Annotated in this window: 12 protein-coding genes; 9 read left to right on the forward strand and 3 right to left on the reverse strand. The window is 57.9% G+C overall.

The annotated features are described in order from the left end of the window. Nucleotides 1-44 precede the first annotated feature (44 nt). A complete protein-coding gene (locus BMY54_RS17445; RefSeq protein WP_007909940.1) occupies nucleotides 45-389 on the reverse strand; it encodes a pentapeptide repeat-containing protein in 345 nt (114 codons plus the stop codon). 90 nt (nucleotides 390-479) lie between these two features. Next, on the reverse strand, nucleotides 480-2,036 hold the full coding sequence (locus BMY54_RS17450; protein WP_093434936.1) for a bifunctional aminoglycoside phosphotransferase/ATP-binding protein: 1,557 nt from the start codon (nucleotides 2,034-2,036) through the stop codon (nucleotides 480-482). Nucleotides 2,037-2,154: 118 nt separating this feature from the next. Between BMY54_RS17450 and mrcB the strand changes: the two genes are divergently transcribed. From mrcB to BMY54_RS17465, 3 genes are read left to right on the forward strand one after another with little or no spacing between them, the layout of a single operon-like run. After that, nucleotides 2,155-4,479, forward strand: coding sequence for a penicillin-binding protein 1B (gene mrcB, locus BMY54_RS17455; protein ID WP_093434938.1), 2,325 nt, complete (start codon nucleotides 2,155-2,157; stop codon nucleotides 4,477-4,479). A gap of 16 nt (nucleotides 4,480-4,495) precedes the next feature. After that, nucleotides 4,496-5,245, forward strand: coding sequence for a tetratricopeptide repeat protein (locus BMY54_RS17460; protein ID WP_093434940.1), 750 nt, complete (start codon nucleotides 4,496-4,498; stop codon nucleotides 5,243-5,245). Next, nucleotides 5,245-5,580 (forward strand): YqcC family protein, encoded by a 336-nt coding sequence (locus tag BMY54_RS17465; protein ID WP_093434942.1) that lies wholly within the window; start codon nucleotides 5,245-5,247, stop codon nucleotides 5,578-5,580. The genes BMY54_RS17460 and BMY54_RS17465 overlap by 1 nt, the downstream gene beginning before the upstream one ends. A gap of 105 nt (nucleotides 5,581-5,685) precedes the next feature. Here the strand turns inward: BMY54_RS17465 and BMY54_RS17470 are convergent, their stop codons facing one another. Next, on the reverse strand, nucleotides 5,686-6,102 hold the full coding sequence (locus BMY54_RS17470) for a DUF4124 domain-containing protein (RefSeq protein ID WP_093434944.1): 417 nt from the start codon (nucleotides 6,100-6,102) through the stop codon (nucleotides 5,686-5,688). 399 nt (nucleotides 6,103-6,501) lie between these two features. Here BMY54_RS17470 and BMY54_RS17475 point away from each other — a divergent pair, with 399 nt between their 5' ends. From BMY54_RS17475 to msrQ, 6 genes are all read left to right on the forward strand, one after another. Further along, nucleotides 6,502-8,226 (forward strand): acetolactate synthase 3 large subunit, encoded by a 1,725-nt coding sequence (locus BMY54_RS17475; RefSeq protein ID WP_093434972.1) that lies wholly within the window; start codon nucleotides 6,502-6,504, stop codon nucleotides 8,224-8,226. 2 nt (nucleotides 8,227-8,228) lie between these two features. After that, entirely contained in the window at nucleotides 8,229-8,720 is a 492-nt protein-coding gene (gene ilvN, locus BMY54_RS17480; RefSeq protein WP_003176102.1) for an acetolactate synthase small subunit, read from the forward strand. A 48-nt stretch (nucleotides 8,721-8,768) separates the two neighbouring features. Beyond that, nucleotides 8,769-9,785 (forward strand): ketol-acid reductoisomerase, encoded by a 1,017-nt coding sequence (ilvC, locus tag BMY54_RS17485; protein ID WP_007909969.1) that lies wholly within the window; start codon nucleotides 8,769-8,771, stop codon nucleotides 9,783-9,785. 149 nt (nucleotides 9,786-9,934) lie between these two features. Next, complete coding sequence (gene pssA / locus BMY54_RS17490; protein ID WP_016983477.1) at nucleotides 9,935-10,792, forward strand: CDP-diacylglycerol--serine O-phosphatidyltransferase; 858 nt, start codon at nucleotides 9,935-9,937, stop codon at nucleotides 10,790-10,792. Nucleotides 10,793-10,855: 63 nt separating this feature from the next. After that, complete coding sequence (msrP, locus tag BMY54_RS17495; protein WP_093434946.1) at nucleotides 10,856-11,869, forward strand: protein-methionine-sulfoxide reductase catalytic subunit MsrP; 1,014 nt, start codon at nucleotides 10,856-10,858, stop codon at nucleotides 11,867-11,869. After that, nucleotides 11,869-12,492: a protein-methionine-sulfoxide reductase heme-binding subunit MsrQ gene (msrQ, locus tag BMY54_RS17500; RefSeq protein ID WP_093434948.1), complete on the forward strand. Its 624-nt coding sequence runs from the start codon at nucleotides 11,869-11,871 to the stop codon at nucleotides 12,490-12,492. The genes msrP and msrQ overlap by 1 nt, the downstream gene beginning before the upstream one ends. Nucleotides 12,493-12,596 lie beyond the last annotated feature (104 nt).

Below are 12,596 nucleotides of genomic sequence, written 5' to 3' on the forward strand. Positions count from 1 at the left end.
GCTCCCACAGGAGGGGGGCGTTGTGTCAGAGAGGCAAAGATCTGTCAGCGGGTGCGATAGCGCAGGCGCGTGCCGAAATTCATCGACATCAGAATCTCGTCAGCGCTCAGTTCCGGCGGGAAGTAAGCCCCGGAAATTTGCGCGTGAGCCAGGCTCGCGCCTTCCAGCGACGCGTTGCGGAAATCGATGCCTCGCAGATCGGCAGAACGGAAATACGCGTCCCTGAAATCCACGCCATCGGCATTCAGTTCACGCAAATCAAGACCACGGAAATCGCCGCCGACCATGTCGATCGGGCCATCTTGTGGGCGCTCTTTGTTGAAACCTGTGATGTCGTCTTTGTGCAGCAAGGCATATAGCGGGGTGTCGAGAAGTTTCGGCTGGCTCATGTCATATCACCGTTGGTTTTATGACGCCAGTATAGTGCCACTATTTGGCGGCCGTGAAGCAAGCGTGGGCTTCACGGCCGAAATAGTTTTTTACAGGCCTGGCAGGCGTTGACGAATCTGCGCGACCACGGTGTCCAGCGTGCCGGATTCATTGGTCTGTACGCGTTTGCTGCGCAGGATTTCTTCCGGCGTCAGCGCTTCGCGATTGGCCTGCTGCGCTTCGATCACCGCCAGGGTGGCGTCGGACGGATCCTTTTGGTCGGCCTGACGAATCGCCAGCCAGCTCTCGATCACCGCTTTTGGCGCGTTGCAATCGAGGATCAGGAATGGCGTGCCGGTGGCTTCGGCAATTTTTGCCGCGTTGTCGCGTTGTTCGCGCTTCAGGTAAGTCGCGTCGATCACCACCGGGAAACCGGCGTGCAGGATCACTTCAGCGATTTCATGCAGACGCGCGTAAGTGGCGGCGCTGGCGTCGGCACTGTAAATGCCAGCCTGCACATCATTAGCAACAGTTTGCTCACCGAACAGACGCTTGCGTTCTACGTCCGAACGCAGACGGATGGCACCCAGCGCTTCGACCAGACGCATGGCCACGTGGCTCTTGCCGACAGCGGAAACACCGTGGGTGATTGCCATGAAGCGCGATGGAATGGTGCTGTAGCTTTCCGCCAGGTTGGCGTAGTTGCGGTACTGGCGCAGGGTGGTGGCGCGCTGCACCGGGGTCGCGTCAGCCGGCATGCTGAACAGGGCAACCTTGGCACGCACCAGTGCACGGTAGGCTTTATAGAAGTTCAGCACTTCCAGGCCCTGATAGTCGCCAGTCAGTTCCAGATATTGGCTGATGAAGCGGCGCGCCAGGGATTTCAGACCACGGTCTTCCAGGTCCATCGCGAGGAAACCGGTGTCGGCCCAGACGTCAGTGAAGCGGAACGGTTCGTTGAACTCAATGCAGTCGAAGATCACCAATTTGCCGTCGATGACCGTGGCGTTGCCCAAGTGGATATCGCCGTGGCATTCACGGGTGAACCCTTCGACCTTGCGCTGAGCGAACAGTGGCTTGAGACGTTCGAAGCTGCTTTCGGCCCAGGCTTTCAGTGCCTCGAGTTGCAGCAGATCGTTTTTGTCGCTGAGAAACGGCAGGATCTGTTCGAAGTTTTGCGAGACCGGCGCCATCACGCTGTCCGGGGTGCCGGCGTCGTGTTCGGCCGGGACCTTTGGCGCGGTGAGGTGGAAGCGGGCGATCTGCTCGGCCATCTCGTCGATGTGCTGAGTGGTCAGCTCGCCGTTGGCTTGCAAGGTGCTGAGCAAACCGCTCTGCGGGAATTGACGCATTTTCAGTACGTATTCGATGGCCGGACCGTCGCCGCCCAGTTGCGGTGCTTCAAGGCTGCCGGTGACTGGCAACACTTCCAGATACAAATCATCGGTCAGGCGCTGGTTCAAACGCAGCTCTTCCGCACAGAAATGCGCGCGCGATTCGAGGTCAGTGAAGTCGAGGAAGCCGAAATTAACCGGCTTCTTCACTTTATAAGCGAAGGGACCGGTGAGGATCACCCACGAGATATGGGTTTCGATGACCTGAAACCCTTCGACAGGGTGCGGGTAGAGGGCCGGGTTTTGCAGGGCAGCGATCAGAGACTGGCTCACGGGCGATCCTTCAGAGACTGGGGGAAATTCGAGGCCGCCATTATGGCCGCTCGCCAGCCCGACGCAAACCTCGGAGCGCTCCTGTTGAGGATGAATAAAGTGCGTATAATCCGCCGCCATGACTCGAACTCGATCCCCCCGTACCAAGAAAAAACCACCCTCCAAGGGCCTTAGCCCATGGTTGAGCTGGGCCATTAAACTCAGTCTGGTCGGCCTTGTCGTGCTGGCTGGCTTCGCCGTTTACCTCGATGCCGTGGTGCAGGAGAAGTTCTCCGGCAAGCGCTGGACCATCCCGGCCAAGGTTTACGCGCGGCCGCTCGAGCTGTTCGTCGGACAAAAGCTCAGCAAGGACGACTTCCTTACCGAACTCGATGCCCTCGGTTATCGCCGCGAAGCCGTGAGCAATGGTCCCGGCGCGGCAGCCGTTAGCGGCAACACCGTCGATCTGAATACCCGTGGCTTCCAGTTCTATGAAGGTCTGGAAAAGCCGCAGCCGGTGCGCGTGCGTTTCTCTGGCGATTATGTGGCTGAGCTGTCAGCGACCAACGGATCGAAATTGTCTGTGGTGCGCCTCGAACCGCTGATGATCGGTGGTATTTATCCGAAAAATCTCGAAGACCGCATTCTGATCAAACTCGATCAGGTGCCGCCGTACCTGCTTGAAACTCTGGTCGCTGTCGAAGACCGCGATTACTACAGCCACTGGGGCGTGTCGCCGAAGTCGATTGCCCGCGCTATCTGGGTCAACACCTCGGGCGGCAAGATGACGCAGGGCGGCAGTACGCTGACCCAGCAGTTGGTGAAAAACTTCTACCTGACCAACGAACGCAGCCTGACCCGCAAACTCACCGAAGCGATGATGGCGATGCTGCTGGAGCTGCATTACGACAAAAAGGAAATCCTTGAGGCCTACCTCAACGAAGTCTTTGTCGGCCAGGACGGTCAACGTGCGGTCCACGGTTTCGGTCTGGCCAGTCAGTTCTTCTTCGGTCAGCCGTTGTCCGAGCTGAAACTGCATCAGGTGGCGTTGCTGGTCGGCATGGTCAAAGGCCCGTCTTACTACAACCCGCGTCGCAACCCGGAGCGTGCGCTGGAGCGGCGCAACCTGGTGCTCGACGTGCTTGAGCAGCAAGGCGTGGCGACGGCCGAGCAAGTGGCCGCAGCGAAGAGCATGCCGTTGGGCGTGACCACTCGTGGCAAACTGGCCGACAGTTCGTTCCCGGGCTTCATCGATCTGGTCAAACGTCAGTTGCGTGAAGACTATCGCGACGAAGACTTGACCGAAGAAGGCCTGCGCATCTTCACCAGCTTCGACCCGATCCTGCAGATGAAAGCCGAGGCGTCGGTCAACGACACCTTTAAACGTCTGTCCGGGCGCAAAGGCTCTGATGACGTGGAAGCGGCGATGGTCGTGACCAATCCGGAAACCGGTGAAGTCCAGGCGATGATCGGCAGCCGTCAGGCCAGTTATGCCGGGTTCAACCGCGCACTGGATGCCGTGCGACCGATCGGCTCGTTGATCAAGCCTGCGGTTTATCTGACTGCGCTGGAAAAACCGAGCCAGTACACCCTGACCAGTTGGCTGTCGGACGACCCGTTGTCGGTCAAAGGCGCGAACGGTCAGGTGTGGAAACCGCAGAACTACGACCGTCGCTCCCACGGCACCGTGTTCCTTTATCAGGGGCTCGCGCATTCCTACAACCTTTCGACTTCGCGTCTAGGTCTGGAAGTTGGTGTGCCGAATGTGCTCAAGACCTTGGGTCGTCTGGGTGTGACGCGCGAATTTCCTGCATTCCCGTCGATGTTGCTCGGTGCCGGTGGCATGACCCCGATCGAAGTCGCGACCATGTACCAGACGCTGGCCAACGGTGGTTTCAATACGCCGATGCGCGGTATTCGCAGTGTGCTGACCGCCGAGGGCGAACCGCTCAAGCGTTATCCGTTCCAGATCGAGCAGCGCTTCGATCCGGCGTCCATCTATCTGATCCAGAACGCCATGCAGCGCGTGATGCGTGAAGGTACCGGCAGCTCGGTTTATAACGTGTTGCCGAAGACTTTGACGCTGGCGGGCAAGACCGGTACCAGTAACGATTCCCGTGACAGCTGGTTCGCCGGTTTCAGTCAGGATCTGCTGGCGGTGGTCTGGCTGGGGCGCGATGACAACGGGAAGACGCCGTTCACCGGGGCCACCGGTGCGTTGCAGGTCTGGACCAGTTTCATGCGCAAGGCCGATCCGCTACCGCTGGACATGCCGCAGCCGGACAATGTCGTACAGGCTTGGGTCGATTCGCGTACCGGGCAGGGCTCCGATGCCAACTGTCCGGGGGCGGTGCAGATGCCGTATATTCGCGGCAGCGAACCGCCACCCGGCGCCGCGTGTGCGGGCGAAACGCCTGCCTCCGGCGAGTCGGTGATGGATTGGGTCAAGGGCTGGATGAATTAAGCAAAGAGGGTTTCAAGTGAACAAGTGGTTGATTCCAGCGGTGACCGCCGTGGCTTTGCTCAGCGGCTGCTCTACCGTACAGCGTGGTTCGATTCCGGTTGTTGACTCCGGTACTGCGGTGTCCAACAGCGAACGTATTTCGGCCAATGGCGGCTTTCGTCAAACCACCGTAAAGCGTCCTGCGCAAGCGCAGACTCAAGCGATCCCGCAAGGCGATACCGGCGTGGTGGTGATGGTGCCGGGTGGCGGCGCGACAACGTCCGCGCCGATCAGCTCTTCGCCGATTGTGCCGGGCCCTGCGTCCGGTGGTATCACGGTAGGCCCGTACAACCCTTCAGCGATTGATTCTGCGCCGGTCAACACGGGCAGCTACAGCATGCCGTCGACACCGAGCGGTATTCCCTCGGCTAGCAGCGGCGGTGGCCTGTTGGCGGATGAGCAACTGGACGGCCCGGTACTCGCCTTGCTGACGACAGCTCAACAGCAACAGGCCGGCGGTGACCTCAACGGTGCGTCCTCCAGCCTGGAGCGTGCTCAGCGTGTTGCCCCGCGTGAGCCGCAAGTGCTTTATCGCTTGGCGCAGGTGCGCATGGCCCAAGGTGATGCGCCACAAGCGGAGCAATTCGCTCGTCGCGCGCTGACCATGGCCAACGGTCGCCCGGACCTGCAAGCCAACCTGTGGGAAATCATCGCTCAGTCCCGTGAGAAACAAGGCGATTCCGCCGGTGCCGCTCAGGCCCGTCAGAAGGCCAAGGTTTCGCTGTAATGGATGCTCGTTTCCCGAAAATCGCCGATCAGCTGTTGCTGATCGAGCGTGAACTGCGCACTCAAGGCTGGTGGGACGAGGTTCAGCCGTCGGTGGAAGCGTTGAGCAGTGTCGAGCCGTTTTCGGTCGATACGCTCGACTTCGAGCAATGGCTGCAATGGATCTTCCTGCCGAAGATGAAATACATCCTTGAGCAGGATCTGCCGTTGCCGAACGCCTCGGGGATTCAGGAAATGGCTGAAATGGTCTTCGCCCAGCGCAACTTGCAGGGCAAGGATCGTCAGCTTCAGGTGTTGCTCAAAGAGTTTGACCTTTTGATCACTGCCTCGCGCTAATACCGATTCTGTGTAGGAACTGCCGAAGGCTGCGATCTATTGATCTTTAAAGTCAAAAGATCGCAGCCTCGTTTCACTCGACAGCTCCTACCGTCCTGCAGATGCCTATTGGCAATTCTCGGCTATCTGTTTCTGAGCCTCGACAATGCGTTCCTGACGCTGCGCATCATCCAGCCGTCGCATCTGTCCCTCCACCTCTTCCCTCAAACGCGGATTGTTCTGCAATTGCGCAAGGTTCGTGCGTGCCTGCTCGCAAAACTGCTTGAGCTGCGCCTGTTGGTCGGCCACCTGTTTCTTCACTTTGTTGTCGATAGTCTTCTGGTCACCGAGTACACCGCTGCCCGGCATTGCCGCCGGTGTGGTCGGAGGCGAGGAGGGCGTCTGCATTGTCGTCGATGGCTGACCCGGTGGCGGCTGCGCATCGAAGTGCGTGACCCCCTGGGCATCGACCCATTTGTAGATTTGAGCGGCCATGCACCATGGGCTGAGGCCGATCAGCAGAGTAAGGAGGAGCGTTCGCATGCTGATTCCTTGGCAAAATTGCGCAATTGACACTAACAGAGTAGCGGTTTTCAGGTTTTTTCTTGCGTTCTCATGTGCTTACCCACAATTAACCACATAGACGGCTTGACTTGGAGAGGGCGAAACAGAAGAATCCAAAGTCCGCTGTAGAGGGACTGCCAGAAGCAGACCCACTCGGTAGATCATGAGGCGCACATCCGCGCCGACCTGTTACACCCGCAACGCGTTACCTCGCGCTGGGTGGGAAAGGCCCGCAACACTTGGGACGATCCCAATACTTGCTCAGTCAGTGCTGACGTAGTCGGCGACCACCGTCGCTCATGCTCTGCCGAGAAGTAAACCTATTAAGACCCGCCCCTTTTTTGTGGACGGTATTCTGGCGTTTTAGAGGTGAACAACGTGGAGCTTTTATCTGGCGGTGAGATGCTCGTCCGCTTTTTGCGTGACGAAGGCGTCAAATATATCTACGGGTACCCGGGTGGTGCTCTCCTGCATGTTTACGATGCCCTGTTCAAAGAACCGGAAGTGACTCACATCCTGGTTCGTCACGAACAAGCGGCAACCCATATGGCTGACGGTTATGCCCGTGCCACCGGTAAAGCGGGCGTGGTATTGGTGACGTCCGGTCCTGGCGCCACAAACGCCATCACCGGTATCGCGACCGCCTATATGGACTCGATTCCAATGGTGATCATTTCCGGTCAGGTGCCAAGCACCATGGTCGGCACCGACGCGTTCCAGGAAACCGACATGATCGGTATCTCCCGGCCGATCGTGAAGCACAGCTTCATGATCAAGCACGCCTCGGAAATCCCGGAAGTCATGAAGAAGGCGTTCTACCTGGCGCAATCCGGTCGTCCGGGCCCGGTCGTGGTCGATATCCCGAAAGACATGACCAACCCGGCCGAGAAGTTCGAATACATCTTCCCGAAGAAAGCCAAGCTGCGTTCCTACAGCCCGGCCGTTCGTGGTCACTCCGGGCAAATCCGCAAGGCAGCAGAAATGCTTCTGGCGGCCAAGCGTCCGGTCATGTACTCCGGTGGCGGCGTAATTCTCGGCAACGGTTCCGCACCGCTGACCGAACTGGCGAAAATGCTCAACCTGCCCGTGACCAACACGTTGATGGGCCTGGGTGGTTTCCCGGGGACTGATCGTCAGTTCATCGGCATGCTCGGCATGCACGGCAGTTACACCGCCAACCTGGCGATGCACCATGCTGACGTGATCCTGGCGGTCGGCGCGCGTTTCGACGATCGCGTGATCAACGGCGCGGCGAAGTTCTGCCCGAACGCCAAGATCATTCACATCGACATCGACCCGGCTTCGATTTCCAAGACCATCAAGGCCGACGTGCCAATCGTGGGTCCGGTGGAGAGCGTCCTGACCGAAATGGTCGCGATCCTCAAGGAAATCGGCGAGACCCCGAACAAAGAGTCCGTGGCCAGTTGGTGGAAGCAGGTGGATGAATGGCGCGGTGATCGCGGCCTGTTCCCTTATGAAAAGGGCGACGGCAGCCTGATCAAGCCGCAGACCGTGATCGAAACCCTCTGCGAAGTGACCAAAGGCGATGCCTTCATCACTTCCGACGTGGGCCAGCACCAGATGTTCGCGGCGCAGTACTACACGTTCAACAAGCCAAATCGCTGGATCAACTCCGGTGGTCTGGGCACCATGGGCTTCGGTTTTCCGGCGGCCATGGGCATCAAGTTGAGCTTCCCGGATGACGACGTTGCCTGCGTCACCGGTGAAGGCAGTATCCAGATGAACATCCAGGAACTGTCGACCTGCCTGCAATATGGCTTGCCAGTCAAAATCGTCATCCTGAACAACGGTGTTCTGGGGATGGTTCGTCAGTGGCAGGACATGAGCTACGGCAGCCGTCACTCGCACTCCTACATGGAATCGCTGCCTGACTTCGTCAAGCTGGCTGAAGCCTACGGCCACGTTGGCGTACGCATCACTGAATCGAAAGATTTGAAGTCGAAGATGGCAGAAGCGTTCGCCATGAAGGATCGCCTGGTCGTGATCGATATTTCGGTCGACACCAGCGAGCACGTCTACCCGATGCAGATCAAAGACGGCTCGATGCGCGATATGTGGCTGAGCAAGACGGAGCGTACTTAATCATGCGGCACATTATTTCCTTGCTTCTGGAAAACGAACCCGGCGCTTTGTCTCGCGTAGTCGGCCTGTTCTCGCAGCGCAACTACAACATCGAAAGCCTGACTGTGGCCCCGACCGAAGACCCGACCCTGTCGCGTCTGACGCTGACCACTGTGGGTCACGATGAAGTCATCGAGCAGATCACCAAAAACCTGAACAAGCTGATCGAAGTGGTCAAGCTGGTGGACCTCTCGGAAAGCGCTCACATCGAGCGCGAACTGATGCTGGTCAAGGTCAAGGCCACTGGCGCCCAGCGCGCCGAGATCAAACGCACCACCGATATTTACCGTGGACAGATCGTCGACGTCAGCGCCAGCGTGTATACCGTTCAATTGACCGGTACCAGCGACAAGCTCGACAGCTTCATTCAGTCCATCGGCACCGCATCGATTCTGGAAACCGTCCGTAGCGGCGTGACCGGCATTGCCCGCGGCGACAAAGTACTCAGCATCTAAACCAAATTAGCGAATGGCCTGAACGGCCTGGATATAAAGGGGAAATTCATGAAAGTTTTCTACGATAAAGACTGCGACCTGTCGATCATCCAGGGCAAGAAAGTTGCCATCATCGGTTACGGTTCCCAGGGCCACGCCCAAGCGTGCAACCTGAAAGACTCCGGTGTCGACGTTACCGTTGGTCTGCGTAAAGGTTCGGCCACTGTTGCCAAAGCTGAAGCTCACGGCCTGAAAGTGACCGACGTTGCTTCCGCTGTTGCTGCGGCCGACCTGGTCATGATCCTGACCCCGGACGAGTTCCAGTCCTCGCTGTACAAGAATGAAATCGAGCCGAACATCAAGAAAGGCGCCACCCTGGCCTTTTCCCACGGCTTCGCGATCCACTACAACCAGGTTGTTCCGCGTGCCGACCTCGACGTGATCATGATCGCGCCGAAAGCTCCGGGTCACACCGTACGTTCCGAGTTCGTGAAGGGCGGCGGTATCCCTGACCTGATCGCTATCTACCAGGACGCCTCGGGCAACGCCAAAAACGTTGCGCTGTCCTACGCCGCTGGCGTTGGTGGCGGTCGTACTGGCATCATCGAAACCACCTTCAAGGACGAGACCGAAACCGACCTGTTCGGCGAACAAGCCGTTCTGTGCGGCGGTACCGTTGAACTGGTAAAAGCCGGTTTCGAAACCCTGGTTGAAGCTGGCTACGCGCCGGAAATGGCCTACTTCGAGTGCCTGCACGAACTGAAACTGATCGTTGACCTCATGTACGAAGGCGGTATCGCCAACATGAACTACTCGATCTCCAACAACGCTGAGTACGGCGAGTACGTGACCGGTCCGGAAGTGATCAACGCCGAATCCCGTCAGGCCATGCGCAACGCCCTGAAACGTATTCAGGACGGCGAATACGCCAAAATGTTCATCAGCGAAGGCGCAACCGGCTACCCTTCGATGACCGCCAAGCGTCGTAACAACGCCGCTCACGGTATCGAAGTCATCGGCGAGCAACTGCGCTCCATGATGCCGTGGATCGGTGCCAACAAGATCGTCGACAAAGCCAAAAACTAAGTCGTTGTCCCTTGTATGAAAAAACGCGGCCTCGGCCGCGTTTTTTCGTTTGAGGCGGTGGTTCTGGTATAAAGCTGCAGCGTTTGTGGCCGAACTGTCGTCCTCAAGCACCTGTCGAATTTTCTTCAAACCGTTGCAAGGTAATGTCCATGAGCGAACGTCCCGAAGAGCCGAACAAGGCTTCTGACGCCGAAAGCCTGTTGCCCATCGATGAGCACATCGAAGAAGGGCACGACGCAGAAGGTCGTAAAGTCCGGCATCGTGGTATCTATCTGCTGCCGAACCTGTTCACCACTGCGAACCTGTTCGCAGGGTTTTACTCCATCATCAACTCGATGAGCGCCCAGGCTGCGTTGAGTGCCGGTGATTCGGCGAACGCGAGCAAGTATTTTGCGTTCGCCGCGATCGCGATTTTCGTCGCCATGGTGCTCGACGGCCTCGACGGTCGTGTCGCGCGCATGACCAATACGCAAAGTGCCTTTGGCGCCGAGTACGACTCGCTGTCGGATATGGTCGCGTTCGGTGTTGCACCGGCGTTGCTGGCATTCGGTTGGGCGTTGGGCGACATGGGCAAGGTCGGCTGGATGGTTGCCTTCATCTATGTAGCAGGCGCGGCGTTGCGTCTGGCGCGTTTCAATACGCAGGTTGGCACGGCGGATAAACGTTATTTCATCGGTCTGGCCAGCCCGGCAGCGGCCGGTGTGGTGGCGGGGATTGTCTGGGCATTCAGTGATTACGGGATCCAGGGTTCGAAGATGTCGTTCCTGGTCGCGTTGATGGTGGCGGCTGCCGGCATGCTGATGGTCAGCAACATCAAGTACAACAGCTTTAAAGAGCTGGATCTGAAAGGGCGCGTACCGTTCGTGGCGATCCTTGCGGTGGTGCTGGTGTTCGCCGTGGTCTTCAGTGATCCGCCGCGCATTCTGTTGCTGGTGTTCCTCGCTTACGCGGCTTCCGGCCCGGTTCAGTACCTGTTGCATCTTCGTCGGCACAAAAAAGCCGAGTGATGTAATTTCCCGCATACTCCGCAGTCTATGGGTGCATCTGTCCTCCAAAGCTGCGGAGTTGCCATGTTGATCAAAGTCCCCAAAGCGTCCGACTGCTACGAGTCGGATGTCACGCCTGAGTCCATTTATCTCTCTCGCCGCCAATTGCTGGGGGCGACTGCTGCCGGTATCGCCGTCAGTAGCCTGTCGCGCTGGGCCAATGCCGACGATGCGGCGCGGTATGCCGACGTCGAGCCGGGCAAGTCACCTGCATGGTTCACCGAGAAACTGCCTTCTACTAAATGGGGGGCGGTCAACGTCAAGGATGAGTCGGTCACGCCTTATAAAGACGCCACTCACTACAACAACTTCTATGAGTTTGGTACCGACAAGGGCGACCCGGCGGCGAATGCGGGCTCGCTGAAAACCGAACCATGGAGTGTGGTGGTCGACGGGGAGGTGGGTAAGCCAGGGCGCTATGCGCTGGAAGACTTCATGAAGCCTTACCAGTTGGAGGAGCGTATCTATCGTTTGCGCTGTGTCGAGGCGTGGTCGATGGTCATTCCGTGGATCGGTTTTCCAATCTCGGCGCTGCTCAAGCAGGTCGAGCCAACGTCCAAGGCCAAATACATCCGTTTTGAAACCTTGCAGGATCCCAAGAGCATGCCTGGCCAGCGTTCAGGGTTTGCCCTGATCGATTGGCCTTATGTAGAAGGCTTGCGTCTGGATGAGGCGATGAATCCACTGGCGATTCTGGCGGTGGGTATGTATGGCCGCGAGTTACCGAATCAGAACGGTGCGCCTCTGCGCTTGGTGGTGCCATGGAAGTACGGCTTCAAGAGCGTTAAATCCATCGTCCGTATCAGCCTGGTCAGCGAGCAGCCGAAGACGACCTGGCAGAGTATCGCGGCAGATGAATACGGCTTCTATGCGAATGTGAACCCGACGGTTGATCACCCACGCTGGACCCAGGCGCGGGAGCGGCGATTGCCAAACAGTCTGTTCAAGCCAAATGTGCGGGATACGCAGATGTTCAACGGCTACTCGGATGAAGTCGCTTCTTTATACACAGGGCTCGATCTGCGGAAGAATTACTGATGCGATTCCCGTACTGGCGTATAGGCGTTTTCATTGCGGCGGCAGTCTGGCCGATGCTGTGGTTGTATCAGGCTCTCGGGGATTTACTCGGGCCCGATCCTGGCAAAGTGCTGGTGGATCGGCTGGGCTTGGGGACGTTGGTGTTGTTGTTGATCACTCTGAGCATGACACCTATGCAGAAGCTCACCGGTTGGGCTGGGTGGATTGCAGTGCGCCGACAGCTGGGGCTCTGGTGTTTTGCCTATGTGGTTTTGCATCTGTGTAGTTATATGGCGTTTATTCTGGGTTTCGATTGGTCGCAGCTGACTGTCGAGTTGCGTAAGCGGCCCTACATAATAGTGGGGGCTTTGGGTTTTCTCGGATTGTTGGCGCTGGCGGTGACGTCAAATCGCTACAGTCAGCGTCGTTTGGGTTCGCGCTGGAAGAAGCTGCATCGTCTGGTCTATGTGATTCTTGGCCTGGGTTTGCTGCATATGCTGTGGATCGTGCGTGCTGATCTCGAGGAATGGGCGATCTATGCCTTTGTAGGCGCGGTGCTTCTGTTGCTGCGTATTCCGCCAGTGATGCGTCGGATCCCGCGTTTGCTGGCTAAAAAGCAGGTTTTGCAAGAAAAGCGAAATTAACGGTTGACGGCAGATTCAGGATGTCTATAATTCGCCCCACTTCCGGCGCAGTCGAAACGGAAAACTCCTTGAGATTCAATGAGTTATGTAGGTTTCGGCGGCAG

It is taken from the genome of Pseudomonas sp. ok266, from assembly GCF_900110195.1.
Classification (GTDB): Bacteria; Pseudomonadota; Gammaproteobacteria; order Pseudomonadales; family Pseudomonadaceae; genus Aquipseudomonas; species Aquipseudomonas neuropathica.

What these genes read in the sequence shown, in the direction of transcription:
- BMY54_RS17445 (WP_007909940.1), bottom strand. Translation starts at nt 389, where the DNA reads ATGAGCCAGCCGAAACTTCTCGACACCCCGCTATATGCCTTGCTGCAC.
- mrcB (WP_093434938.1), top strand. Translation starts at nt 2,155, where the DNA reads ATGACTCGAACTCGATCCCCCCGTACCAAGAAAAAACCACCCTCCAAG.
- BMY54_RS17465 (WP_093434942.1), top strand. Translation starts at nt 5,245, where the DNA reads ATGGATGCTCGTTTCCCGAAAATCGCCGATCAGCTGTTGCTGATCGAG.
- BMY54_RS17470 (WP_093434944.1), bottom strand. Translation starts at nt 6,102, where the DNA reads ATGCGAACGCTCCTCCTTACTCTGCTGATCGGCCTCAGCCCATGGTGC.
- ilvN (WP_003176102.1), top strand. Translation starts at nt 8,229, where the DNA reads ATGCGGCACATTATTTCCTTGCTTCTGGAAAACGAACCCGGCGCTTTG.
- ilvC (WP_007909969.1), top strand. Translation starts at nt 8,769, where the DNA reads ATGAAAGTTTTCTACGATAAAGACTGCGACCTGTCGATCATCCAGGGC.
- pssA (WP_016983477.1), top strand. Translation starts at nt 9,935, where the DNA reads ATGAGCGAACGTCCCGAAGAGCCGAACAAGGCTTCTGACGCCGAAAGC.
- msrP (WP_093434946.1), top strand. Translation starts at nt 10,856, where the DNA reads ATGTTGATCAAAGTCCCCAAAGCGTCCGACTGCTACGAGTCGGATGTC.
- msrQ (WP_093434948.1), top strand. Translation starts at nt 11,869, where the DNA reads ATGCGATTCCCGTACTGGCGTATAGGCGTTTTCATTGCGGCGGCAGTC.